The sequence below is a fragment of the Pseudomonas sp. CAU 1711 genome, from assembly GCF_039888625.1.
Lineage (GTDB): Bacteria > Pseudomonadota > Gammaproteobacteria > Pseudomonadales > Pseudomonadaceae > Aquipseudomonas.
Map to the genome: position 1 here is coordinate 165,209 of NZ_JBDQQT010000002.1, position 21,404 is coordinate 186,612.

Here is a 21,404-nt window from a genome sequence, read left to right on the forward strand (position 1 = left end):
TCGGCTGTTGTTGTGCCGGGGAGTCTAGCCAGCACAAGCGCCGCCACCAGTTGCCTTGCCGGCCAGCGCACTGGCCCTGCGGGTCACAGCAGTTCGGGATGGCGCGCCATCAGCAGCGGCCACCCGGCCTGGGCGGCCGGGTCATCGGCGAGCAGGCGAAAGCCCTCGAAGCGAAACTCCGGCGCCACGCTGCAGCTCACCAGCGTGAAGTCGCCGAGGCTGCGCGCCGCCTGCCAGGCGTGGGCCGGCACCACCTGCTGCGGCAACTGCCCGGCGCCGACCGGCCCCAGGCGCTCGCTGCGCAGGGATTGCGCAGACTCGGCGATCAGCAGCTCCAGCGGCGCGCCCTCGTGGAAGAACCACAGCTCGTCGGCATCGACCCGGTGCCAGCGGCTCGCCGCGCCGCCCGGCAGCAGGAACAGGATGCTGCTGCAGGCCGCGCGGCCTTCATCGTCCTGCTGTGCCGAGGTGAACAGCCGGCGGTAGTAGCCGCCCTCGGGGTGGGCGACCAGCTGCAGCTCGGCAATCAGCTCGACGGCGCGCGGATGCATCAGGCGCGCAGCACGCTGGCCAGCTCTGCCAGCCAGGGCCGGGCATCCTCGTCCGGGGTCACCGTCTCGCTGGCATCCAAACGCAGCATCGGCAGCGCCTCGCGCATGCCCAGTTCCAGCAGCAGCTCGCGCATCTGCTCGCCGCCGCCGCAGAACTGGTCATAGCTGGAGTCGCCCAGGGCGATCACCGCGCCGGGCAGGCCGCTCCAGGCCGGGAAGCGGTCGCGCAAGGCGTAGTAGAGGTTCTGGATATTGCCGGGCAGCTCGCCCATGCCGGTGGTGGAGGTCACCACCAGCACCGCCTCGGGGGCGAAGGCCAACACCTCGTCGAGCGCCACGCCGGGCTTGTGCCAGGCCTCGCAGCCGGCGCCCTCCAGCACCTGCACGGCGACCCGGGCGACTTCTTCGGCGGCCCCGTAGACCGAACCGGACAGGATGGCGACTTTCATGCAGTTCTCCGCAGCGGGCTGAAAAAGGGCCCGCATTATGCCGCAAGTGCCGGGCCGGTCGGGATGCCCCTGAGTCTTTTGCCGCTTTCGCGCAAGAATGGCCACCGCCACGGTCGCGGCCAAACGGCAACAGCCCCTAGAATGCAGCGAAGACGATAGGGAGACACCTCGATGATCAGCGCCAAGCTCCTGCAACTGGTGGTAGACGCCTCCAACGACGGCATAGTGGTGGCCGAACAGGAAGGCGAGGACAACATCCTGATCTACGCCAATGCCGCCTTCGAACGGCTGACCGGCTACCCGCGCGACGACATCCTCTACCAGGACTGCCGCTTTCTGCAGGGCGACGATCGCAATCAGCCGGGCCTGGCGGGCATTCGCGCGGCGATCCGCGAGCAGCGCCCGTGCCGCGAGATCATCCGCAACTACCGCAAGGACGGCAGCGCGTTCTGGAACGAGCTGTCGATCACCCCGGTGTTCAACGAAGGCGACCAGCTGACCTACTTCATCGGCATCCAGAAGGATGTCAGCGCCGAAGTCGAGGCGCGGCAGCGGGTGCGGGAACTCGAGACCGAGCTCGAGCGCCTCAGGGCCGAGCTCGCGGCGCTGAAGGCGGCGAGCCGGGAGCAGTAGCGCAGCGCCCGCGCTCGGGCACGAAACCCGCCCACCGAGGGGCGGACAACGGCCGACGGACACACGGCGGCCAGCGATAGGCCAGCCAAGGCGGCGCAGCGCCGGCCGCGCGCCATAGACATCTGCCCTCTTGCAGAAGAAGGCAGATAGACCAAAGCAATCGTTCCAATTCCTTCATTCAATTTAGCGATCAAGACCGATCCAGATAGAATGCGCGGCATCAAGTTTCCAAACCCCAACAGGAGTTCTCTCATGTCCCTGATCAACACCCAGGTTCAACCCTTCAAGGCCACCGCTTTCCACAACGGCGAGTTCATCGAAGTCACCGAGCAGAGCCTGCAGGGCAAGTGGTCCGTGCTGATCTTCATGCCGGCCGCCTTCACCTTCAACTGCCCGACCGAGATCGAAGACGCCGCCAACAACTACGCCGAGTTCCAGAAGGCCGGTGCCGAGGTGTACATCGTCACCACCGACACCCACTTCTCGCACAAGGTCTGGCACGAGACCTCCCCGGCCGTGGGCAAGGCCAAGTTCCCGCTGATCGGCGACCCCACCCACCAGCTGACCAACGCTTTCGGCGTGCACATCGCCGAAGAAGGCCTGGCCCTGCGTGGCACCTTCGTGATCAACCCGGAAGGCGTGATCAAGACCCTGGAAATCCACTCCAACGAAATCGCCCGTGACGTGTCGGAAACCCTGCGCAAGCTGAAGGCTGCCCAGTACACCGCCGCCAACCCGGGTCAGGTTTGCCCGGCCAAGTGGAAGGAAGGCGAAGCCACTCTGGCTCCCTCGCTGGACCTGGTAGGCAAGATCTAAATCTGCCTCCCCAGCCCCGAGCAGGCTCGGGGCTGGGTACAAGACCTGCGCTGTCAGGGTCGTGGCCCGACCCTTGTGGCGCCCGATGCCCGGGCGCGATCCGCCCGGGCATTTTATTGCCCGAATTTTGTCTTTGAGGACTTTCCGCCATGTTGGACGCCAATCTTAAAACCCAGTTGAAGGCCTACCTCGAAAAGGTCACCCAGCCGTTCGAGATCGTCGCCAGCCTCGATGACGGCGCGAAATCCCAGGAGCTGCTCGGGCTGCTGCAAGACATCGTCGGCCTGACCGACAAGATCACCCTCAAGACCGACGGCAGCGATGCGCGCCGTCCGTCCTTCGCCCTCAACCGTCCGGGCGAGGATACCGGCATCGTCTTCGCCGGCATCCCCATGGGCCACGAGTTCACCTCGCTGGTGCTGGCGCTGCTGCAGATCGGCGGCCACCCGTCCAAGCTGGACGTCGAGACCATCGCCCAGATCAAGGCCATCGAAGGCACCTTCGAGTTCGAGACCTACTTCTCGCTGAGCTGCCAGAACTGCCCGGACGTGGTCCAGGCGCTGAACCTGATGGCCGTGCTCAACCCCAATATCCGCAACGTCTCCATCGACGGCGCGCTGTTCCAGGAAGAAGTCGAGCGCCGCCAGGTCATGGCCGTGCCGAGCATCTACCTGAACGGCGAGCCGTTCGCCTCGGGGCGCATGGAAGTGAAGGAAATCCTCGCCAAGATCGACACCCAGGCCGGCAGCCGCGACGCCGAGAAGATGAACGCCAAGGACGCCTTCGACGTGCTGGTGGTCGGCGGCGGCCCGGCCGGCGCCGCGGCGGCCATCTACGCCGCGCGCAAGGGCATCCGCACCGGCGTGGCCGCCGAGCGTTTCGGCGGCCAGGTGCTCGACACCATGGCCATCGAGAACTTCATCTCGGTGCAGGAGACCGAGGGCCCGAAACTGGCCCGCGCCCTGGAAGAGCACGTGCGCCAGTACGAGGTCGACATCATGAACCTGCAGCGCGCCAGCGCCCTGGTCCCGGCCAGCGCCGAAGGCGGCCTGCACGAAGTGAAATTCGACAACGGTGCCTCGCTTCGCGCCAAGACCGTGATCCTCTCCACCGGCGCGCGCTGGCGCGAGATGGGCGTGCCCGGCGAGCAGCAATACAAGGGCAAGGGCGTGTGTTTCTGCCCGCACTGCGACGGCCCGCTGTTCAAGGGCAAGCGCGTAGCGGTGATCGGTGGCGGCAACTCCGGCGTCGAGGCGGCCATCGACCTGGCCGGCATCGTCGCCCACGTCACCCTGCTGGAGTTCGCCGATACCCTGCGCGCCGACGCCGTGCTGCAGAAAAAGCTGAACAGTCTGCCCAACGTCCGCGTGATCAAGAGTGCGCAGACCACCGAAGTGCTCGGCGACGGCCAGAAGGTCACCGGTCTGAGCTACAAGGACCGCACCACGGAACAGCTGCACAGCGTCGAGCTGGAAGGCATCTTCGTGCAGATCGGCCTGCTGCCGAACAGCGACTGGCTCAAGGGCACCGTGGAGCTCAACCGCTTCGGCGAGATCATCGTCGACGCCAAGGGCGCCACCAACATCCCCGGCGTGTTCGCCGCCGGCGACGTGACCACAGTGCCGTACAAGCAGATCGTCATCGCCGCGGGCGAAGGCTCCAAGGCCTCGCTCTCCGCCTTCGACCACCTGATCCGCCACGGCTGATCGGCTCCTCCCCCTCTCCCTCCGGGAGAGGGCCGGGGTGAGGGCCAGGCAACAAGCAAGCGCCAGTCCCTCATCCCCAGTCGTCGCCCGGATGCGCTGCGCGAACGGAGCAGCCCGTTTCCCGGATTGCGTCCGGGCTACGGCCTGTTGCTCTCCCTCTCCCTCCGGGAGAGGGCCGGGGTGAGGGCCAGGCAACGAGCAGGCGCCAGTCCCTCACCCCAGTCGCAACCCGGATGCAATCCGCGAGCTGAGCAGCCTGTTTCCCGGATTGCATCCGGGCTACGGCCTGTTGCTCTCCCTCTCCCTCCGGGAGAGGGCCGGGGTGAGGGCCAGGCAACGAGTAGGCGCCAGTCCCTCACCCCAGTCGAAGCCCGGATGCACTGCGCGAGCGGAGCAGCCCGTTTCCCGGATTGCATCCGGGCTACGGCCGGCGCGCCTCAGTGCGCCATCAGCACCCGATACTCGTCCTGGGCCAACTGGTCGGTCAGGCCGCTGACGAAGTCCAGCAGCAGGCGCGCGCGGTGGTAGAACTCCCACAGCGGCGCATCCGCCCCCTCGTGCTCGCCCAACGCCTGGCGATAGGCGCTGAGCAGATGGGTGGGCAGGCGCCGCACCAGCATGCGCAGGTCGGCGCGGCCGCGGCCCTCCAGCAGCGCCTGGAAGTCCGCGCCCCCCAGGCCGAGCAGCGCGCCATACACCTCCAGCAACCCCTGCAGAATGCGCAGGCCCTGCAGCTGCAAAGTCTCCACTTCGCGGTGGCAGAACACCTGCTCGGCGCCCACCGTCTTGAAAGTCTGCACCACCGCGCAGGCCGGGCTGTCGTCCTCCAGCAGGGCGCGGTCGAGGGTGCCGGCGAACACCGCGTCGAGCTGCGCGATAAACTGCCCGGCGGCGTGCTGCACCAGCGGATGGATCAGGTTGACGCGCAGGCGGATGAAGAACTGCCCGACCTTGTCCACCGGCTCCGCCTCGGCCCGCGCCAGGGCATCGTCGAGCAGCGCGGCGAAGCTGCGGCCGCGCTCGTCGATCGGCGTGTCCAGCGGTTTGAAACGGGCGAAGGTATCGCGCAGCAGCGCGGCCAGGCGCAGCAGGTCGAGGATGCCCTTGACCACCGCGTCCTCCAGGTCGGCCAGGCAGTAGGAGATGTCGTCCGCCGCCTCCATCACGTAGACCAGCGGATAGCGGGTCTGCGCCTGCATGCCCAGGGCGCGCCACAGCGCCTCGACGAAGCCCTGCTCGCTCAGGTAGAAGCCCGGCTTCTTGCGCAGGTAGGCGCCCGGCGTGCCCGGGGCCGGCCTGGCCTCGTGCGCGGCGCGCACATACTTGAGCATGCACGCGGCCTGGCTGTAGGTCAGGTTCATGCGTTGCAGGCGATGCACCAGGCGGATGGCCTGGGCATTGCCCTCGAAGGCCTTGAGATCGCGCAGCATGCGCCCGCGCAGCTCGGCGTCGCCCTGCCCGCTCGGCACGGCGGCGGCGAACAGGCCATCGAGCTGGCGCGCGCACCAGTCGCCGATGGCGAACTCGCCGAAGTGGCCGAACGGCGGGTTGCCGATGTCGTGGGTCAGGCAGGCCATCTCCACCAGACTCTCCAGCGCCCGCTCCAGGCCGTCCAGTCCATGGTCGGCCGCGCGTGGGCCGAGCTTGTGGAACAGCGTGCGGACGATGTGCCGGCCGACCTGCTGCACCTCCAGCGAGTGGGTCAGGCGGCTGCGCACCGCGGCGTTGCGCTCCAGCGGAAACACCTGGGTCTTCTGCTGCAGGCGGCGCACCGCCGCCGAGTTGATGATGCGCCCGCGGTCGCTCTCCAGCCGCTCGCCGAGTTCGAGCAGCCAGTGCGCGCCGCCCGGCGCGGGCGGGGTGGCGCTCTCGCGGGCGCGCAGCAGGGAAATCTTCGACTTGAAATCCAAGGGACTCGCTCCTTGCGGGTTCAGGCCGCAGCCTAACGCGCCGGCCGGTCGCTTCACCAGCACGCCAGCGGTTATCCTGCGGCCCCGAGATCCACGCCGCGCATGCCATGAACCCCGAAGATCTGCTTCTGCTCGTCACCCGCACCATGCCCTTCGGCAAGTACCAGGGCCGCCTGCTCGCCGACCTGCCCGGCCACTACCTCAACTGGTTCGCCCGCACGGGCTTCCCCAAGGGCGAGCTGGGCCGCCTGCTGGCGCTGATGCAGGAGATCGACCACAACGGCCTCAAGCCGCTGCTGGAGCCGCTGCGCAAGCGCTGATGCCGGTGCATTTGCACCCGCAATAACGCAGCCCATGCATACCCGCCTCGTTTAGCTTAGGACCAGGACAACGACGAGGACTTCCCAGCATGCATCCCTATTTCAGTCTCGCCGGGCGTACCGCCCTGGTCACCGGCGGCAGCCGCGGCATCGGCCGGATGATCGCCCAAGGCCTGCTCGAAGCCGGCGCGCGCGTGGTGATCTGCGCCCGCGATGGCGAGGCCTGCCGCCAGGTCGCCGAGGAGCTCTCGCAGTACGGCGAATGCCTCGGCCTGGCCGCCGACCTCTCCGGCGAGGATGGCGCCCGCGCCCTGGCCGAGGAGCTGGCCGGGCGCATCGAACGCCTCGACATCCTGGTCAACAACGCCGGCACCACCTGGGGTGCACCGCTGGAGAGCTACCCAGCCAAAGGCTGGGAGAAGGTCATGCAGCTCAACGTGACTGCCGTGTTCGGCTGCATCCAGCAACTGCTGCCGTTGCTGCGCAAGGCCGGCAGCCAGGCCAGCCCGGCGCGGGTGATCAATATCGGCTCGGTGGCCGGCATCAGCGCCTTCGGCGAGCAGGCCTACGCCTACGGCCCGAGCAAGGCGGCGCTGCATCAGCTGTCGCGCATCCTGGCCAAGGAGCTGGTGAGCGAGCACATCAACGTCAATGTGATCGCTCCCGGGCGTTTCCCCAGCAAGATGACCCGTCATATCGCCGGCAACGAGGCGAGCCTGGCCGAGGACGTGGCGCTTATCCCGATGCGGCGCTGGGGCCGCGCGGAAGAGATGGCCGCCCTCGCCGTCAGCCTGTGCGGCCTGGCCGGCGCCTACATGACCGGCGCCATCATTCCCATCGACGGCGGTTTCAGCCTGTAGCGCCGACCTGAGGCAATATGCCGCGAAGCCGCCAAGGACGAATCTCCTTAGAGTGAAGGCAGATTCGTTCTGGAGCCCTGCATATGGATAGCGATGGCTGCACCCTCACCCGGGATCATCGGCGGATTCACCAGGAGGCGACCCTGCTGGCCGGCACACTCACCGATCTGGGCCAGCGCGCCTCGGTCTACCACCACCTCTACCAGGACTCCGGCGGACGCAACGTCTTCCCGCTGATCGCCGCCCACGGCGCGCTCTGGGGCGCCGGCTATTTCGCTCTGGGCCTGCGGGTCGGCGCCCTGCTCTCCGCCCGGTTCCTCCTCGCCCCCGCCGAGCGCCGCGCCAAGCTGCGTCAGCTGCACGCCTTCGCCGACGCCTTTCGCGAGATCAACCGGCGGGTATGCGTCGAGGCCTACTGCGCCTACCACCTGAGCAAGCTGCACGGCCACGCGGCGGGTATCGAACGCCATGTGCAGCCGCGCCTGCTGGCCGCGCTGAACCGCTGCCACCGCGCCCAGGCACTGGACCAGCCGCTACCGCTGCCGGCACGCCGCGAGCTGTTCGAGGCGTTCTTCCTCTGGGAGCAGGAGTGCATCGTCGGGCCGGCCGTGGAGCAGGCGCTGGCCGAGCTGGACTGGCCGCTGATCCGCCGGGTGGCACTGCGCCCGCGGATTCGCTTCGCCTACTTCACCAGCAGTCGCGACATGCGCTTCGCCGACTTCGCCAGCACCGCCGAACGCATCGAGAAAGGCATGCGCGCCTACCAGCTGGCCGAACAGACCGGCCTGCGCCAGGTGGAGGCGACACTGGGCCGCTACGGCGTGCTACCGCAGGCCTACCTGCACGACTCGGTGCGCCATTTCGGCGAGCTGCGCCAGCGCCTGCTGCAGGCTCAACCCTGCTCCAGCTCGGCCTTCAGCGCCTCGAAAGCCGGCGCGGCGTAGATGCCGACCTCGACCGCCAGCTGCAGCACGCGCGGCAGATCGCTGCTGTAGACCAGCACGCACTGCAGCTCGTCGTCCAGCGGCTCGCTGAAGTCGACCAGCACGTAGCCGCCCTTCTCCTTGTACAGCGCCGAGAGCTGCACCTGGATGCGGTTGAGCGCCTTCAGCGGCTCGACCTTGAGCAGCTGCTTGGGCTTGATGTTGAAGCTCACCTGCGGGCCGAAGGAGTCGATGATCTGCTGCAGCAGCTGGTCGTAGCCGTCGGCCTGGAACAACACGGTGTCCGGCAGGCTACCGACCACCACCCACTCGCCGAGGGGGATGGGGAAGCTGTCGTCGTAGTTGATGTCCGGGTTGGCGGCGAGGAAGGCAGCGGCGTCGGCATAGGCCTGAGCGGCCTCGTCGGCGACGCGGGCGATCTCCTCCTCGGTCATGCAGCCGGAGCTGATCAGGGTGATGAGTTCGAGGAGCTGGGCTTTCATGGGGGCGATCCTGCGCGGGCAAAGCGGGCGCATAGGATAGCCGCCGACTAATCGTGGCGCACGCTCGGCTGAATGCGCCGCACTGCGCCGGCCTCATCGCAGTCTTCCTCGTCATACTGCGCATAACCGCATCAGGTCGGGGCTTCCGTGCACTCGCCGCCGCCCGCGCGCCGTCGCGCTTCTCCTTGGAGTAGAAGATCAGATCGTGGCCCACCGGCTGCATGGCGAACGTGTGCCGATGTCCTCGCGGCTGCCCTCAGGATGGCGCTTGATCAGCGCCTTGAACCGACCTTATCCCCTGCAGTTTGGGAGGGAAGCATCGAAGCCGTGGACCTACCCGGTCGCAATCACCTCCCCCGTAGCGGCGCTCGGCAAGCCTTTATCTAACATCCGATTCTGGCCGAGGGGCTGATAACAGCCAGAAGCGGTCACCGAGTGCCGACAAAATCAGAGGGATTCACACCGTGCGGATCTGCACCTACTCGGTGGAGCGCTTGCTGACCAATGCCAGTGGCTTCTTCTTCGCCCGCGACCAACACCTGTTCTTGGTGAGCAGTCGTCATGTGCTGATGGATGAGCCGAGCCGGCATTTCCCTGAACGCTTAGAGATCGAAGTGCATAGCGACCCAAATGACTTGGGTTGCTCCTGTATTTTTCTGTACCGCTGTATCGTGATGGCCAGATCCTGTGGCGCCAAGGGCTGGACGCGGCTGGTGCCATCGATGTGGCATTGATCGAGATCGAGCGTGAGGCACTGCCGGTGTCGGTGGTTTATCACGCTTTCACCCCTGCGCATCTGCAGTGGTCTGGCGCTCCTGTTGAGGTCGGCACAACGTTGTTGGTAGTGGGCTTCCTCCTGGGCTTCCACGACAGCCTGCATCACATGCCGGTGGTGCGCCATGCCGTGCAGGCCTCGTCCTTCGGCCTGCGCTTCCAGGGCCAGGGGTACTTCCTCACCGATGCGCGCACCCACTGCGGCACCAGCGGCGCTCCGGTGGTGATGCGGGCGGCGCCGGCGCACGACGGCCTGGGCGAGCTGCCCTGGCTGCTGCTCGGCATCCACTCGGCGCGCCTCGACCTGGGTAGCCGCGATCTGCTGCAGGACGAAGTGCTGGGGCTCAACTGCACCAGGTATGCCGACATCCTGCTGACTCTCAGTGCCAGCTGAGGGGGAGGCGGCCTAAGCGCGCCAGCGCACCGACGCCAGGCGCGCGGGCTGCCATTGTCCTCCCCCGGTACCGCGCAATCTCGCCGGTGCCGCGATCCAACCAGAGGTCACCATGAACAAGCCCATCGAACAACGCAGCCCCAACGCACCGGAGAAAGATACCGGCCAAGCGCAGAAGGGCAGCACCGTCAGCGGCAACCAGCCGCACTACAAAACCGACCCGAGTTCGCAAAAACCGGGCGCCCCGCAAACCGCCAAGGATGAACGGCCGCAGCAAAAGCTCGCCCAGGGCGAAGCCCAGGTCGCCAGCAAGGAGCCGAAAAAATCATGAGCCTGCCCAGTAGCGATGAGCTCAAGGGCAAGTGGAAGCAGCAGGTCGGCGCCGCCAAGATCGCTTGGGGCAAGCTGACCGAGGACGAGCTGCTGCAATCGGAAGGGCAGGAGCAAAAACTCGCCGGTCTGCTTCAGGAGCGCTATGCCATGACGCGCGACGAAGCAGACAAGCAGGTCAAGAACTTCCTGGAAAAAAGCAAATGCTGATGTAAAGCGCACCGACGCCCGCCCAAGCGGGCGCCGGTGCGAATCGGTGGCGGCGGTCAAGCGACTGCAGGCTGCCGGCATCACATCTTCCCCGAGTGGAGATACACCATGAACAGGCAACCCCGCACTCTTTTCCTCGCCTCGGCCCTAGCCCTGGCAGTCGCCACCGGCAGTGTTGGCGCCATGGCCGCGACGGCCTCCCAGGAGGTCACCGATGCCCGCCAGGAAAGCCAGATCTGGACCACCTACGCACTCAACCCCTATCTGCGCGCCCATGACCTGAAGGTCTCGGTGGCCAGCGGCAAGGCCACCCTGACCGGGCATGTCGCCGAGGACGTCAACAAGGAGCTGGCCAAGGAGATCGCCCTGGGCGTCAAAGGCATCGGCGAGGTCGACAACCAGATCATCGTCGATTCCGACTATCAGCCGGCCAAGCCTGGCGCCGAGCGTAGCTTCGGCGACACCATCGACGACGCCAGCATCACGGCGGCGGTCAAGGCCAAACTGATGTGGAGCAAGAACGCCGACGGCATGACCACCAACGTCGATACCCGCTATGGCCGGGTGACCCTGCGCGGCGCGGTGCAGAGCGCAGAGGAGCGCGATCTGGCCGGGCGCCTGGCGAACAACACGCGCGGCGTGGTGTCGGTCGACAACCAGCTGCAGGTCAACCCGGCGCAGGCCGGCGTTATGCAGAGCGGCAAGCGTGCGGCCAACGAAGCCGGCGAGGTCATCTCCGACAGCTGGATCACCACCAAGGTCAAGTCGACCCTAATGTACTCCAGCAATGTCGCCGGCTCGGCCATCGACGTCAGCACCGCCAAGGGCGTGGTCAGCCTCAGCGGCCGGGTCAGCAGCGGCAGCGAGCGGGCCCTGGCGATCGAACTGGCGCAGAACGTTCGCGGGGTAAAGAGCGTGCAGTCGCGGGAACTCACCTATTAGCGCAGCGCTAGATCGCTGCGGGATCGCCGCGCCGCCGGTCAGATGTTCGGCTGTTCGGCGCGGCGATCCTTTTCTAGCGTGGCCGGGAGCGGTGCTGGCCGCTCCCGGCGGCGGGAGGTGGACCATGCTACTGAGCGTCCGGCTGCTGCGGCCTGGGCTGCTCGCGCCGCTCTGTCTGAACCTGCTGGCGGCCTGCAGTGTGTTGCCGACCCTAGTGCCGGACATGTCCCGTGAGGCTCCACCGGTGCCGCTGGACGGCCCGCACGGGCCGCTGTCGGCGGCCCGCAGCCAGGCCATCATCGCGCAGCTGCAGGCCGACGCCAAGTCGACCGGCTTCTTCGACCTGCACCTGGCCGTGGAGGAATCCATAGTCGGCAGCCCCTTGACCACCGGCAACCGGGTCGAGCTGCTGCAGGATGGCCCGCGGACCTACCAGGCCATGCTCGACGCGATAGTCGCCGCGCGCGACCACGTCAACATGGAAAGCTACATCTTCGACGATGACGAGATCGGCCAGCGTTTCGCCGCCGCCCTGATCATCAGGCAGCGGGCCGGTGTGCAGGTCAACCTGATCCGCGACAGCGCCGGCACCCTGGGCACGCCGCAGGCCTTCTTCGCCCGCCTGAGTGCCGCCGGGGTGCAGGTGGTCGAGTTCAACCCGGTCAATCCGCTCACCGCCAAGGACGGCTGGGAGCTGAACCGGCGCGATCATCGCAAGCTGCTGATCGTCGATGGGCGGATCGCCTTTCTCGGCGGCATCAACATCAGCAGCGTGTATTCCGGCAGCTCGCTGCGCCTGGGCTTCCGTGCCCGGGAGGATGGTGCGCTGCCCTGGCGTGACACCGACCTGCGCCTCGAAGGGCCGGTGGTAGCCGAGCTGCAGAAACTCTTCATCATCACCTGGGATCAGCAGCGCGGGCCACCGCTGCAGGCGCGTCATTACTTCCCGCCGGTCGAGCGCCGCGGCGACGAAGTGGTGCGCGCCATCGGCAGTTCGCCGGAGCACCCCTACAGCCTAATCTACGTCACCCTGATCTCGGCGCTGCGCAGTGCGCAGCGCGAGATCTGGCTGACCAATGCCTACTTCGTGCCCGATCCGCAGCTGCTGGCGACGTTGAAGGAGGCCGTGGCGCGCGGCGTCGATGTGCGCCTGATCCTGCCCAGCAGCACCGATTCCTGGCTGGTGTTCCACGCTGGCCGCGCCTACTACGACGAACTGCTGCGCGCCGGCGTGCGCCTCTATGAACGCCAGGGTGCCCTGCTGCATGTGAAGAGCGCAGTGATCGACGGGGTCTGGTCGACGGTCGGCTCGACCAACCTCGACTGGCGCAGCTTCCTGCACAACCAGGAGATCAATGCGGTGGTGCTCGGTGGCGGCTTCGGCGAGAAGATGCGCGCGGCGTTTCGTGCCGATCTGGCGCAGTCGCGCGAGATCAGCCTGCAGGCGTGGCAGGCGCGCCCCCTGGGCGTGCGCGCGCAGGAGCTGTTCGGACGGCTCTGGGAGTACTGGCTGTGAAACTCCACATCCTGCTCTGCCTGGCCCTGCTGGCCAGCCCGGTCGAGCCGCTGTGGGGCGGCGAGAGCGCGGCGCTGGGCGCGCGGCATCAGGCCCTGCGCGGGCAACTGGCCGACAACCCGTTCCAGCGGCCATTGCATCTGCAGTCGAGCCAGACCGCGGACAGCTTGCGCGGCGACATCTATGTCGAGGTGGCGCAGCCGTTCGGCCTGGTCGGGCCGGCGCTGCAGGGCATCGGCAACTGGTGCGACATGCTGATCCTGCATCTCAACGTCAAGGCCTGCTATGCCGCCGGGCCGGCGGCCGACGCCATGCTCAGGCTGCATCTGGGGCGCAAGTTCGATCAGTCGCTGGCCGAGGCCTACGCCTTCGAGTTCCGCTATCGGCTGGCGGCGGCCGAGCCCGGCTACCTGCGGGTGGAGCTGGAGGCCGCGCATGGGCCGCTGGCCACCCGCGACTACCGCATCGTTCTGGAGGTGCTGGCGCTGGACGAGCAGCGCAGCTTTCTGCACCTGTCCTATGCCTATGCCTACGGTGCGCTGGCGCGTATCGCCATGCAGGGCTACCTGGCGACCGTCGGGCGCAACAAGGTCGGCTTCAGCGTCGTCGGTGTCGACGCCGACGGCCAGCCGCGACTGCAGGGCAACATGCGCGGAGTGGTCGAGCGCAATGCCATGCGCTACTACCTGGCGATCGAAGCCTACCTGGGCGCCCTGGCGCTGCCGGCCCCGGCGCGCCTGGAGCAGCGCCTGCAGGGCTGGTATGCGGGGGCCGAGCGCTATGCCCTGCAGCTGCACGAGATGGAGCGCGCCGCCTACCTGGCGATGAAGCATCGCGAGGTGCTGCGCCAGCAGGCCCTGGCGCAGCAGGCTGCGGCGCAGTGAAAGGCGTCGTGTGTGTGCGATTGCGTACAGATCGGCCGGGCGCATGCGCCCATGCTGCAGGTATGTAGAGCCCGGTCTCGGATCGCGCGTCTGCTAAACCCGTCCATTCACTCGCGATGCAAGGGGACTCCCATGAGCCTGGGCACCATACTGCTGATCGTGCTGATCCTGCTGCTGATCGGCGCCATTCCTACCTGGCCGCACAGCCGTGCCTGGGGCTACTGGCCCAGTGGCGGCTTGGGGCTAGTGGTGATCGTCATCCTGATTCTGCTGCTGCTCGGGCGTATCTGAGCCAGCGGCGGGACCCGGGGCGACACCGCAAGTGTCGCCCCGGGCATATGTGCCTTCCTCTAGTCGCGGCTCTCGGCCCGCATATCGGTGTCCTTGCACTGGTCTGCCGAGGCTTTCATCACTTCGTGGGCGATGGCGGTTTCCCGCGCGCTGTGAGTTTGCGCGACCAGGAGCACATCGCTGTCGGCATTGCCATGGCTGGTTTCCGGAGGCGTGCCGCACCCAGGGCGCCGCCGAGCAGCGCGCCACCGAGAGCGCCCCAGCCCAGCAGCATGGCAGGGCTGAGCAGCAGCCAGGTGCCTAGCGGGCTGGTGTCGCCCAGCAGCAGAGCCACCTCCAACAGCACGCCGAAGGTGATGCCGCCGGCCGCGCCGGCGATGCTGCAGGTCAGCAGATTTTTCAACAGAGCGTGGCGATGCCCCTGTGCTAGGGCAGTCGCCGGGCTGCTGTCGGCGGCGATGATCTGTAGCTGCTTGTTGCGCAGGCCGAGCCGTAGCAGTTGCGCCAGGGTGGTTTCGGCGAGGTCGCGCCGCAGGTAGAAGCCCGAAACATTGTGCAGGTAGCTGTGCATGGTGGCGCTCCTGAGCGAACAACCTACTGAGAGATCACAGCTAGCGAACGGTGGGCGCTGCCGCGTGGGTGCAAGGTGGTGATCATCGCCCGCGTGCCGGGTTTCGCTCACTGCGGAGGTATTCCATGAACAAGCCGCATCTTTTGCGACTGCCTGGGCTGCTGTGCGACGCCCGTCTATGGCAGCACCAGGTCGCTGCGCTGGCCGGGCAGGCGCATGTCCGGGTGGCCGACCTGACGCAATCCGACTCCATCGCCGGGTTGGCTGAGGATGTGCTGGCGCAGGCCCCGGAGCAGAGCTTTGCCCTGGCGGGGTTATCCCTGGGTGGCTATGTCGCGCTGGAAATCATGCGCCGGGCGCCGCAGCGGGTATTCGCCTTGGCCCTGCTGGATACCAGCGCGCACGCCGACAGCGCCGAGACCATGCAAGGCCGGTTGACGCTGATGCGCCAGGCGGCGCATGACTTTCCGGGCGTGATCGAGGTGCTGCTGCCCAGATTGCTGCATCCTCGGCATCTGCGCGATGCGGCCCTGGTGCAGCTGGTCACGGCGATGGCCGCAAGCCTCGGGGCCGAGGTCTTCAGGCGCCAGCAACTGGCCATGCTCGAACGCATCGACAGCCGTGCCAGCCTGGCGCAGATCGCCTGTCCCACCCTGTTGCTGTGCGGGCGCGAGGATCAGATCACGCCGCCGGCCCTGCATCAGGAAATGCAGGCAGCTATCGCCGGGGCGCAGCTGGCGCAGATCGATGATGCGGAACATCTCATGCCCCTGGAGCAGCCGCAGCGGGTATCGAGCAGTCTCGGCGCCTGGCTGACATCGCTGCGGCGCCCATTGCCGCGGGCGCTGCCCGGCTGAGTGGCGCGCTCAGAGCAGTTGCTGCCAGACCTCGGGGTTGGCCAGCTCCTCGACGCTGGCATGCAGCGGTTCGCCATGAATGGGGCTGAGTTCGTAGCGGCAGGCCGACTCGAAGGTGGCCGCGTAGCGCACGCCATTGAGTCGGTTCAGGTACAGCAGCAGCGGATGACATTGTGCGTTGATGTGGCGGACGAGCTGGGATTCGATCATGCCGTGCATGTGGTGGCCTGCTGCGGCGCCTGCCGCTGTGGTTTATTGCAGTCTGGCACCCGTTCTTGGCCGAGTCTGTACGCCAGCGAACCATCTGCGTGACGGGCTATGTACGACGCCGCACCGACCCTGCGCATCCCCACCTAGCAGGCGAGCGCCTGGGCGCACAGGGTGGCTGTTCGGGCGAATCCAGGTATGCCGGAGAGTCCGCCGGTCCGGTGCATGCGGGCCGTCCGGGGTAGGCTTAGCCGCGCTCATGGGGCGGTTGGCGACTGGCTGCCAGCACGTGCAGCAGCCGGCTTGTCAGCAGGGCTGCGCTCAGGCTGCGCAACAGGCCTGGGCTTAGCAGCAAGGCCAGCTGCATGGCCAGACGCACGACCAGTGCCGGGCGCCGGGTGAGCAGGCGCATGGTCAGGCTGCGTGGAAAAACGCCGTCGTCGTACTGCGACCGGGCGAGCAGGTGTTCGATGCGCTGGCGCTGCTGCTGCAACCGCTGGCGCAGCGCCTGGTGTTGCTCGAAGGGGGTGGGGAGGTTCATAGCTTGCTCTTCAACAGGGTGATATCCGTCGCCAGTTCTTCACGGGTGGCGGCGAAACTTGTGTCGCCGCGTGCCAGCAGCATGCGTATGCGGCGCCAGGCGAGCGCGCAGCCGAGGGCATGGCTTAGCGGCAGGCCGAGCAGCGTGGCAAATCGATAGGGAGTGTCCCAGCTCAGCGCCAGCAGCAGCGCGTTAAGCAACAACAGCAAGACCAGCAGGCAGGCGAAGCCGAGCAGGCCGGCCAGCAGCAGCTGCTGCAGGCGGGTCTTTTCCTGCGCCCATTCCTGCTGGGCCAGTTGCCCGTGCAGTGCCGCCTGGGCCAACAAGGCCCGACCGGCCACGCGCAGCAGACGCAGCACTGCGAGCGGTTTGAACTCGACGATCGGCTCCTCTGCGGGCTGGAGCATGGCTGCGGCTAGCCGCGGCGGGCCAGCACGAAACCGAGCAGGAAGGCGGCGGCGGCGCTGGCACCCAGGGCTTTCCAGGGTTGCTCGTGGACATAGTCGTTGGCCACGCCGGCTGTCTGCCGGGCCCGCTGTACCACGCCGTCGCTCATCGCCTGGGCGGCAGCCCGGGCTTCGGCGATGCGCACATTGAGTTTGCCCCTGGCTGCGGCCAGATCTTCGCCGGTGAGTGACGTGGCTTCCTTGATCAGGTCCTCGATATCGGCGAGCAGGTTGTTGAACTCACGGGAAACGCCGGGCGGCACTATCGAATGTTCGGGCGAGGAGGCCTTGTCGGTGTTGCTGCCGGTTTTGGGGAGATTGCTGGACGGATACATGGTGCGCTCCTGCGGTGGGCACCGGCGAATCGGCCGGCGCGGGGAGATCAGCCTGGGCGCCGCCGCCCTGGCCGTCTGTGCGCCAGCGAACGCTGGCGTACGACTGCGCGCTATGCGCGACAGCGTACGGACAGCCCTGGGGGCGGATGTCATTGTCGCTTTCCCGGGCTGCGCTTGTTGCGTGCCCACCTGGCTCTCGCAGGAGGCCACTATGTACAAGCCCAACGAAACCGATCGGCCGCGCGAACCCGCCGGCCAGCCGCAGCCGGCAGAACCCGACTTCACCCAGCCGAGTAGCGACGAGGCCACGCGCCTGCCGTTGCCGGGCGAGCTGCACGAGCCGCAACCGCCACTCGAACGCGAAGTGAGCGAGCCGGCCCGGGCAGAGTCGAGCCACAAGTCGCCGGACAGTCCCCAGAGTCCCGTAGCGGAGATCGAGGAAACGCCATGAAACTGCCCAGCATGCAGCAGTTACAGGGCAAATGGCGGCAACAGATCGGCGCCGCCAAGATCGCCTGGGGCGACCTGACCGAAGACCCGCAGTTGATCGGCGAAGGCCAGGATCAACGCCTGGCCGGCCTGCTGCAGGAGCGTTACGCCCTGTCGCGCGAGGAGGCCGATGCACAGGTCAAGGCTTTCCTGGAGAAGAACCTGCACTGAGGTACGGGTGCGGCTTGGCAACCCATCGGCGTGCGCCGCGCGAGTCGCGCCACGCCCAGCCGGAGCGGATCGATGAAAGCTTCCTCCCAAACCATGATGCTCGCCTTCGGCCTCGCCCTGGCGATGCTGGCGGTCAGCACCCTGGTGGCTGCCCTAGAGCTGTCGCGCCAGGTCGCGACAGCAGAGCTGCAGGCACAGGCCTGGAAGGCTTATGCCCTGAGCCTGCACGGTCACGATCCGCAGGATGTGCACGGTGCCGCCGTGCCTGCTCCGGCGCCGTTGCACGCACCGTTAGAACTGCGGGCGGCACAGACCGAGTGGCCGCAGCGAACCGACCATCCATCGCCCGGTTTGAGGTTCTGAACCCGGCATTTCCATCATCAGCGCACACCGCCGGCCCGAGCGCCGCGGCGTTGCCAGCGAGGATCACGCCATGAACCACCACTCCCACGCAGCCGGCCAGGCTGCCCATCTACCTTTGCTCGGCCTGTTCGGCGGGCTGTTGCTCCTGAGCGCGTGTGCCGCGCCGCCCATGCCGCCGGAACAGGCGCTGCGCGCGGCGGAGTCGGCCATCGCGCGTGCCGAACAGGGCCGCGCCAGCGATTTCGCCGCGACCGAGCTGGGCATGGCCCGCGACAAGCTGGCGGCGGCCAATAGCGCGGTCGGCGAGGAAGACATGCCGCAGGCCGAACGCCTGGCCGTGCAGTCGCGCGCCGAGGCCGAGCTGGCCCTGGCGAGAGCGCAGGCCGGCAGGGCACAGAAGGTCAACGAAGAGATGCTGGACAGCACCGACAGCCTGAAGCAGGAAATGCAACGCAACACGGGAGCCGCACAATGAACAGTATCCGCAATGCCCAGTACCTGCTTGGTGCTGCCACCATGTCCGCACTGCTGGTCGGCTGTGCCTCCACCCCGGGCATGGCCCCAGGAGCCGCCGAAGCACGCGACAACCTCAGCCGCCTGCAGCGCGACGCCCAGCTGGCCAGCCGGGCGCCGCTGGCGATCAAGGAGGCTGAAGCCGCCGTAGTCGCCGCCGAGCAACCCGACGAGAACGAGATAGTCGGCCAGCACCTGGTGCTGATGGCCGACCGCAAGGTGGAGATCGCTCGTGCGTTGGCGCAGGCGCGCCTGTACGAGGATCAGCGCCAGCAGTTGAGCGAACAGCGCGAACAGGCCCGTCTGGACTCGCGCACCCTCGAAGCCGACCAGTTGCAACGCCAGTTGGCGCTGCTTAACGCCAGGGAAACCGAGCGTGGCCTGCAGATCACCCTCGGCGATCTGCTGTTCGCCAGCGGTCGCTCGGCCCTGCGCGGCGGCAGTGCCGACAATCTGGACCGGCTGGCCTCGTTCCTGCAGCAGAACCCGGAGCGCGATCTGCTGATCGAGGGTCATACCGACAATGTCGGTAGCGACCAGGCCAACCAGGATCTGTCGCAGCAGCGCGCCGAGACGGTGCGCTCCTACTTGCAGGGGCGGGGTGTCGCCGCGAACCGGCTGACGGCCAGCGGCAAGGGTGAGCACGCGCCGGTGGCCAGCAACGATTCCGAGTCTGGCCGGCAGATGAACCGGCGGGTCGAGGTAATCATCAGTCACCGCTACAACACCCAGCGCTAAAACCAACGGACGGGGCGCTGCGTGGCGGCGCCAGGTGGAAAGGAGGCGCGATGAGCGAACGGATTGTGATTGCCACGGCGGATGACGATGCTTATCGCCATCTGCAGGAGATGCTCGGTGCGGAGGCGGACGGCACCTTTGCCGCGGAGCGTTGCGGCTCGCTGGTGGCGACCGCCGCGCGCCTGCGCGAGGGGCCGGCGGACGCCTTGCTGCTGGATCTGCAGCTGCCCGACAGCCAGGGGCTCGGCGGTCTGCGCCGCGTGCATGCGGCCGCTCCCCGGCTGCCGGTCATGCTGCTCTGCGCGCCGGCGCAGCAAGCCTTGGCGCGCCGGGCGCTGCAGCAGGGCGCCCAGGGCTACCTGTGTAAGGGCCACGCCGCCGGCTATCTGCTGGCGCAGACGCTGCACGGCATCATCCGGCAAGGCCGCCAGCGCCTGCAGTGGGGACGGTCGCAAGTCATCCTCGACTCGATCGGCGATGCGGTGATCGGCACGGACCTGCACGGTAGCGTCGACTACCTCAACGGCGCGGCCGAGGCCATGACCGGTTGGCCGAGCGAGGAAGCCGTGGGCCAACCCATCGAACGGGTGATGGCGCTGGTCGGCAGCAATAGCGAGGGCGAGATGCCCAACCCGGTCGGCCTCGTCCTGCAGCAGGGCGGAGCGCTCGGCGTAGGCGCCGGCACCTTGCTGGTCCGCCGCGACGGCACGCGGGTGGCGATCGAGGACTCGGTGGCGCCGATCAAGGAGCCCGGCGGCGGCATCAGTGGCGCGGTGGTGGTCTTCCACGATGTCACCGAGGCGCGCGCCAGAGTTTTGCGCATGGCCTACCTGGCGCAGCACGATGCCCTCACCCGGTTGCCCAACCGGGTGCTGCTCAACGACCGCATCGCCCAGGCCATCGGTCTGGCGCAGCGCAAGGGGCATTCCACCGCGCTGATGTTCCTCGACCTGGACAACTTCAAGCAGATCAACGACTCGCTTGGCCATGCCGGTGGCGATCAGTTGCTGCAGGCGGTGGCGCAACGCCTGTCGAGTTGTGTGCGCGGCTCGGATACGGTCAGCCGCAATGGCGGCGACGAGTTCGTCGTGCTCCTGGCGGAGGGGCGCGGTCTGCAGGATGCTGGCATCGCCGCGCAGAAGATCCTCGCCACCCTGGCCAAGCCGCACCGCATCGAGCAGCAGGAATTGCGCGTGACCAGCAGCATTGGCATCAGCGTGTACCCCGCCGATGCCGGCGATGCCGAGACCTTGCTGAAGAACGCCGATACGGCGATGTACCACGCCAAGCAGGCAGGGCGGAACAACTACCAGTTCTTCCGCCACGACATGAACCAGCAGGCGCTCGAACGCCAGCGCATCGAGAGCGGCCTGGGCCGTGCCCAGCAACGGCATGAGCTGCTCCTGCACTACCAGCCCAGGGTCGACCTGGCGACGGGCGTCATAGTCGGGGCCGAAGCGCTGCTGCGCTGGCGGCATCCCAGCCGTGGCCTGCTCCTGCCGGAGCGCTTCCTGGCCCAAGCCGAGGCCTGCGGCCTGATCGTGCCGATCGGCCGCTGGGCCCTGCGTGAGGCTTGCCGGCAGGCCCTGCGCTGGCAGACGCAGGGCCTGGCGCTGGCGAGCATGACGGTGAAGCTGTCCGCTGTCGAACTGCGCCATCCCGATCTCGTCGGTGCTATACGCGCCACCCTGGAGCAAACCGGCTTGTCGCCGTACTGTCTGCAACTGGATATCGGCGAGGCCGCGCTGCTGCCGGAGGTTGCCGCCAGCGCTGCGATCCTGCAGCAGCTCAAGGCCTTGGGGGTGCAACTGGCATTGGCCGATTTCGGCGAGGGCTGTTGCAATCTGCGCGCGTTGCTGCAACTGCCCTTCGATGTGCTGAAGATCGACAGGTCCTGTATCCAGGCCATGGGCGGCAGTGGCGGCGGTGCGGCCATCGCCGGGGCCTTGGTCGCCTTGGCCGGGCGTCTCGGTTATCAGGTGGTCGCCGCAGGCGTGGAGAGCCCGTTGCAGCTGGCCTTGCTCAAGGCGGAACGCTGCCGCGAGGCGCAGGGTTTTCTGTTCGGCCGGGGCCTTCCCGTCAGGCAGTTCAGCAGCCTGCTGCAGGCGCAGCGGCTGGCTATGGACACGCCCAAGGTCTTGGCTGGTCTGGCCTAGCCGGT

Annotated in this window: 30 protein-coding genes; 21 read left to right on the top strand and 9 right to left on the bottom strand. The window is 67.5% G+C overall.

Annotation, left to right across the window (positions count from 1 at the left end; genetic code table 11):
* Positions 1-83: 83 nt before the first annotated feature.
* Positions 84-551, bottom strand: coding sequence for a cupin domain-containing protein (locus AAFN46_RS02835; protein WP_347807179.1), 468 nt, complete (start codon positions 549-551; stop codon positions 84-86).
* The gene (locus tag AAFN46_RS02840; protein ID WP_347807180.1) at positions 551-1,000 is read right to left on the bottom strand and encodes a flavodoxin; all 450 of its coding nucleotides are present in this window, start codon (positions 998-1,000) and stop codon (positions 551-553) included. The genes AAFN46_RS02835 and AAFN46_RS02840 overlap by 1 nt, the downstream gene beginning before the upstream one ends.
* 171 nt (positions 1,001-1,171) lie before the next feature.
* Here AAFN46_RS02840 and AAFN46_RS02845 point away from each other — a divergent pair, with 171 nt between their 5' ends.
* From AAFN46_RS02845 to ahpF, 3 genes are all read left to right on the top strand, one after another.
* A complete protein-coding gene (locus AAFN46_RS02845; RefSeq protein WP_347807181.1) occupies positions 1,172-1,633 on the top strand; it encodes a PAS domain-containing protein in 462 nt (153 codons plus the stop codon).
* Between the two features lie 252 nt (positions 1,634-1,885).
* Positions 1,886-2,449: an alkyl hydroperoxide reductase subunit C gene (gene ahpC / locus AAFN46_RS02850; protein WP_160344663.1), complete on the top strand. Its 564-nt coding sequence runs from the start codon at positions 1,886-1,888 to the stop codon at positions 2,447-2,449.
* Between the two features lie 149 nt (positions 2,450-2,598).
* The gene (gene ahpF / locus AAFN46_RS02855; protein WP_347807182.1) at positions 2,599-4,155 is read left to right on the top strand and encodes an alkyl hydroperoxide reductase subunit F; all 1,557 of its coding nucleotides are present in this window, start codon (positions 2,599-2,601) and stop codon (positions 4,153-4,155) included.
* A 437-nt stretch (positions 4,156-4,592) separates the two neighbouring features.
* Here the strand turns inward: ahpF and dgt are convergent, their stop codons facing one another.
* Positions 4,593-6,065: a dGTPase gene (gene dgt, locus AAFN46_RS02860; RefSeq protein ID WP_347807183.1), complete on the bottom strand. Its 1,473-nt coding sequence runs from the start codon at positions 6,063-6,065 to the stop codon at positions 4,593-4,595.
* A 107-nt stretch (positions 6,066-6,172) separates the two neighbouring features.
* Between dgt and AAFN46_RS02865 the strand changes: the two genes are divergently transcribed.
* The 3 genes from AAFN46_RS02865 to AAFN46_RS02875 all read left to right on the top strand — a co-directional run bounded on the left by AAFN46_RS02865 (position 6,173) and on the right by AAFN46_RS02875 (position 8,189).
* On the top strand, positions 6,173-6,385 hold the full coding sequence (locus AAFN46_RS02865; protein WP_347807184.1) for a DUF3820 family protein: 213 nt from the start codon (positions 6,173-6,175) through the stop codon (positions 6,383-6,385).
* Positions 6,386-6,474: 89 nt separating this feature from the next.
* Positions 6,475-7,245, top strand: a complete 771-nt coding sequence (locus AAFN46_RS02870; RefSeq protein WP_347807185.1) for an SDR family oxidoreductase — start codon at positions 6,475-6,477, stop codon at positions 7,243-7,245.
* Positions 7,246-7,328: 83 nt separating this feature from the next.
* Positions 7,329-8,189, top strand: a complete 861-nt coding sequence (locus AAFN46_RS02875) for a hypothetical protein (protein ID WP_347807186.1) — start codon at positions 7,329-7,331, stop codon at positions 8,187-8,189.
* On the opposite strand, the gene AAFN46_RS02880 is transcribed toward AAFN46_RS02875, so the two are convergent.
* Positions 8,138-8,671, bottom strand: coding sequence for a hypothetical protein (locus AAFN46_RS02880; RefSeq protein ID WP_347807187.1), 534 nt, complete (start codon positions 8,669-8,671; stop codon positions 8,138-8,140). The two genes, AAFN46_RS02875 and AAFN46_RS02880, sit on opposite strands and share 52 nt — an antisense overlap.
* A gap of 464 nt (positions 8,672-9,135) precedes the next feature.
* Between AAFN46_RS02880 and AAFN46_RS02885 the strand changes: the two genes are divergently transcribed.
* The 8 genes from AAFN46_RS02885 (at position 9,136) to AAFN46_RS02920 (ending at position 14,012) form a co-directional block, all read left to right on the top strand.
* On the top strand, positions 9,136-9,405 hold the full coding sequence (locus AAFN46_RS02885) for a hypothetical protein (protein WP_347807188.1): 270 nt from the start codon (positions 9,136-9,138) through the stop codon (positions 9,403-9,405).
* A complete protein-coding gene (locus AAFN46_RS02890; protein ID WP_347807189.1) occupies positions 9,396-9,839 on the top strand; it encodes a hypothetical protein in 444 nt (147 codons plus the stop codon). Before AAFN46_RS02885 ends, AAFN46_RS02890 begins: the two co-directional genes overlap by 10 nt.
* A 112-nt stretch (positions 9,840-9,951) precedes the next feature.
* Positions 9,952-10,170, top strand: coding sequence for a hypothetical protein (locus AAFN46_RS02895; RefSeq protein WP_347807190.1), 219 nt, complete (start codon positions 9,952-9,954; stop codon positions 10,168-10,170).
* The gene (locus AAFN46_RS02900; RefSeq protein ID WP_347807191.1) at positions 10,167-10,379 is read left to right on the top strand and encodes a CsbD family protein; all 213 of its coding nucleotides are present in this window, start codon (positions 10,167-10,169) and stop codon (positions 10,377-10,379) included. The genes AAFN46_RS02895 and AAFN46_RS02900 overlap by 4 nt, the downstream gene beginning before the upstream one ends.
* Before the next feature lie 108 nt (positions 10,380-10,487).
* Positions 10,488-11,321 carry a BON domain-containing protein gene (locus AAFN46_RS02905; RefSeq protein WP_347807192.1) on the top strand — a complete coding sequence of 278 codons (834 nt, stop codon included), beginning with the start codon at positions 10,488-10,490 and terminating at the stop codon, positions 11,319-11,321.
* Positions 11,322-11,445: 124 nt separating this feature from the next.
* Positions 11,446-12,837, top strand: coding sequence for a cardiolipin synthase (cls, locus tag AAFN46_RS02910; RefSeq protein ID WP_347807193.1), 1,392 nt, complete (start codon positions 11,446-11,448; stop codon positions 12,835-12,837).
* Positions 12,834-13,721: a hypothetical protein gene (locus tag AAFN46_RS02915; RefSeq protein WP_347807194.1), complete on the top strand. Its 888-nt coding sequence runs from the start codon at positions 12,834-12,836 to the stop codon at positions 13,719-13,721. Before cls ends, AAFN46_RS02915 begins: the two co-directional genes overlap by 4 nt.
* A gap of 132 nt (positions 13,722-13,853) precedes the next feature.
* Positions 13,854-14,012 carry a DUF3309 family protein gene (locus tag AAFN46_RS02920; RefSeq protein ID WP_347807195.1) on the top strand — a complete coding sequence of 53 codons (159 nt, stop codon included), beginning with the start codon at positions 13,854-13,856 and terminating at the stop codon, positions 14,010-14,012.
* 118 nt (positions 14,013-14,130) lie between these two features.
* Here the strand turns inward: AAFN46_RS02920 and AAFN46_RS02925 are convergent, their stop codons facing one another.
* Entirely contained in the window at positions 14,131-14,583 is a 453-nt protein-coding gene (locus AAFN46_RS02925; protein WP_347807196.1) for a hypothetical protein, read from the bottom strand.
* Between the two features lie 125 nt (positions 14,584-14,708).
* On the opposite strand from AAFN46_RS02925, the gene AAFN46_RS02930 reads away from it, so the two are divergent.
* Complete coding sequence (locus AAFN46_RS02930) at positions 14,709-15,440, top strand: alpha/beta fold hydrolase (protein ID WP_347807197.1); 732 nt, start codon at positions 14,709-14,711, stop codon at positions 15,438-15,440.
* Positions 15,441-15,449: 9 nt separating this feature from the next.
* Here the strand turns inward: AAFN46_RS02930 and AAFN46_RS02935 are convergent, their stop codons facing one another.
* The 4 genes from AAFN46_RS02935 to AAFN46_RS02950 form a co-directional block, all read right to left on the bottom strand.
* The gene (locus AAFN46_RS02935) at positions 15,450-15,659 is read right to left on the bottom strand and encodes a hypothetical protein (RefSeq protein WP_347807198.1); all 210 of its coding nucleotides are present in this window, start codon (positions 15,657-15,659) and stop codon (positions 15,450-15,452) included.
* Positions 15,660-15,894: 235 nt separating this feature from the next.
* A complete protein-coding gene (locus tag AAFN46_RS02940; RefSeq protein WP_347807199.1) occupies positions 15,895-16,188 on the bottom strand; it encodes a hypothetical protein in 294 nt (97 codons plus the stop codon).
* The gene (locus AAFN46_RS02945; protein WP_347807200.1) at positions 16,185-16,595 is read right to left on the bottom strand and encodes a phage holin family protein; all 411 of its coding nucleotides are present in this window, start codon (positions 16,593-16,595) and stop codon (positions 16,185-16,187) included. The genes AAFN46_RS02940 and AAFN46_RS02945 overlap by 4 nt, the downstream gene beginning before the upstream one ends.
* An 8-nt stretch (positions 16,596-16,603) precedes the next feature.
* Positions 16,604-16,969: a DUF883 family protein gene (locus AAFN46_RS02950; RefSeq protein WP_347807201.1), complete on the bottom strand. Its 366-nt coding sequence runs from the start codon at positions 16,967-16,969 to the stop codon at positions 16,604-16,606.
* 211 nt (positions 16,970-17,180) lie between these two features.
* Here AAFN46_RS02950 and AAFN46_RS02955 point away from each other — a divergent pair, with 211 nt between their 5' ends.
* From AAFN46_RS02955 to AAFN46_RS02980, 6 genes are all read left to right on the top strand, one after another.
* Positions 17,181-17,420, top strand: a complete 240-nt coding sequence (locus AAFN46_RS02955) for a hypothetical protein (RefSeq protein ID WP_347807202.1) — start codon at positions 17,181-17,183, stop codon at positions 17,418-17,420.
* Positions 17,417-17,629, top strand: coding sequence for a CsbD family protein (locus AAFN46_RS02960; RefSeq protein WP_347807203.1), 213 nt, complete (start codon positions 17,417-17,419; stop codon positions 17,627-17,629). Before AAFN46_RS02955 ends, AAFN46_RS02960 begins: the two co-directional genes overlap by 4 nt.
* 72 nt (positions 17,630-17,701) lie before the next feature.
* Positions 17,702-17,992, top strand: coding sequence for a hypothetical protein (locus AAFN46_RS02965; protein ID WP_347807204.1), 291 nt, complete (start codon positions 17,702-17,704; stop codon positions 17,990-17,992).
* A 70-nt stretch (positions 17,993-18,062) separates the two neighbouring features.
* Positions 18,063-18,467: a DUF4398 domain-containing protein gene (locus AAFN46_RS02970; RefSeq protein ID WP_347807205.1), complete on the top strand. Its 405-nt coding sequence runs from the start codon at positions 18,063-18,065 to the stop codon at positions 18,465-18,467.
* Positions 18,464-19,243, top strand: coding sequence for an OmpA family protein (locus AAFN46_RS02975; RefSeq protein ID WP_347807206.1), 780 nt, complete (start codon positions 18,464-18,466; stop codon positions 19,241-19,243). The genes AAFN46_RS02970 and AAFN46_RS02975 overlap by 4 nt, the downstream gene beginning before the upstream one ends.
* 50 nt (positions 19,244-19,293) lie before the next feature.
* Positions 19,294-21,399 (top strand): EAL domain-containing protein, encoded by a 2,106-nt coding sequence (locus AAFN46_RS02980; protein ID WP_347807207.1) that lies wholly within the window; start codon positions 19,294-19,296, stop codon positions 21,397-21,399.
* Positions 21,400-21,404: the final 5 nt, after the last annotated feature.

Excerpts from the sequence above, each read along its gene's own strand:
- AAFN46_RS02835 (WP_347807179.1), bottom strand. The coding sequence starts at position 551 with ATGCATCCGCGCGCCGTCGAGCTGATTGCCGAGCTGCAGCTGGTCGCC.
- AAFN46_RS02840 (WP_347807180.1), bottom strand. The coding sequence starts at position 1,000 with ATGAAAGTCGCCATCCTGTCCGGTTCGGTCTACGGGGCCGCCGAAGAA.
- AAFN46_RS02845 (WP_347807181.1), top strand. The coding sequence starts at position 1,172 with ATGATCAGCGCCAAGCTCCTGCAACTGGTGGTAGACGCCTCCAACGAC.
- ahpC (WP_160344663.1), top strand. The coding sequence starts at position 1,886 with ATGTCCCTGATCAACACCCAGGTTCAACCCTTCAAGGCCACCGCTTTC.
- ahpF (WP_347807182.1), top strand. The coding sequence starts at position 2,599 with ATGTTGGACGCCAATCTTAAAACCCAGTTGAAGGCCTACCTCGAAAAG.
- AAFN46_RS02865 (WP_347807184.1), top strand. The coding sequence starts at position 6,173 with ATGAACCCCGAAGATCTGCTTCTGCTCGTCACCCGCACCATGCCCTTC.
- AAFN46_RS02870 (WP_347807185.1), top strand. The coding sequence starts at position 6,475 with ATGCATCCCTATTTCAGTCTCGCCGGGCGTACCGCCCTGGTCACCGGC.
- AAFN46_RS02875 (WP_347807186.1), top strand. The coding sequence starts at position 7,329 with ATGGATAGCGATGGCTGCACCCTCACCCGGGATCATCGGCGGATTCAC.
- AAFN46_RS02880 (WP_347807187.1), bottom strand. The coding sequence starts at position 8,671 with ATGAAAGCCCAGCTCCTCGAACTCATCACCCTGATCAGCTCCGGCTGC.
- AAFN46_RS02895 (WP_347807190.1), top strand. The coding sequence starts at position 9,952 with ATGAACAAGCCCATCGAACAACGCAGCCCCAACGCACCGGAGAAAGAT.
- AAFN46_RS02900 (WP_347807191.1), top strand. The coding sequence starts at position 10,167 with ATGAGCCTGCCCAGTAGCGATGAGCTCAAGGGCAAGTGGAAGCAGCAG.
- AAFN46_RS02905 (WP_347807192.1), top strand. The coding sequence starts at position 10,488 with ATGAACAGGCAACCCCGCACTCTTTTCCTCGCCTCGGCCCTAGCCCTG.
- cls (WP_347807193.1), top strand. The coding sequence starts at position 11,446 with ATGCTACTGAGCGTCCGGCTGCTGCGGCCTGGGCTGCTCGCGCCGCTC.
- AAFN46_RS02920 (WP_347807195.1), top strand. The coding sequence starts at position 13,854 with ATGAGCCTGGGCACCATACTGCTGATCGTGCTGATCCTGCTGCTGATC.
- AAFN46_RS02925 (WP_347807196.1), bottom strand. The coding sequence starts at position 14,583 with ATGCACAGCTACCTGCACAATGTTTCGGGCTTCTACCTGCGGCGCGAC.
- AAFN46_RS02930 (WP_347807197.1), top strand. The coding sequence starts at position 14,709 with ATGAACAAGCCGCATCTTTTGCGACTGCCTGGGCTGCTGTGCGACGCC.
- AAFN46_RS02935 (WP_347807198.1), bottom strand. The coding sequence starts at position 15,659 with ATGCACGGCATGATCGAATCCCAGCTCGTCCGCCACATCAACGCACAA.
- AAFN46_RS02940 (WP_347807199.1), bottom strand. The coding sequence starts at position 16,188 with ATGAACCTCCCCACCCCCTTCGAGCAACACCAGGCGCTGCGCCAGCGG.
- AAFN46_RS02945 (WP_347807200.1), bottom strand. The coding sequence starts at position 16,595 with ATGCTCCAGCCCGCAGAGGAGCCGATCGTCGAGTTCAAACCGCTCGCA.
- AAFN46_RS02950 (WP_347807201.1), bottom strand. The coding sequence starts at position 16,969 with ATGTATCCGTCCAGCAATCTCCCCAAAACCGGCAGCAACACCGACAAG.
- AAFN46_RS02955 (WP_347807202.1), top strand. The coding sequence starts at position 17,181 with ATGTACAAGCCCAACGAAACCGATCGGCCGCGCGAACCCGCCGGCCAG.
- AAFN46_RS02960 (WP_347807203.1), top strand. The coding sequence starts at position 17,417 with ATGAAACTGCCCAGCATGCAGCAGTTACAGGGCAAATGGCGGCAACAG.
- AAFN46_RS02965 (WP_347807204.1), top strand. The coding sequence starts at position 17,702 with ATGAAAGCTTCCTCCCAAACCATGATGCTCGCCTTCGGCCTCGCCCTG.
- AAFN46_RS02970 (WP_347807205.1), top strand. The coding sequence starts at position 18,063 with ATGAACCACCACTCCCACGCAGCCGGCCAGGCTGCCCATCTACCTTTG.
- AAFN46_RS02975 (WP_347807206.1), top strand. The coding sequence starts at position 18,464 with ATGAACAGTATCCGCAATGCCCAGTACCTGCTTGGTGCTGCCACCATG.
- AAFN46_RS02980 (WP_347807207.1), top strand. The coding sequence starts at position 19,294 with ATGAGCGAACGGATTGTGATTGCCACGGCGGATGACGATGCTTATCGC.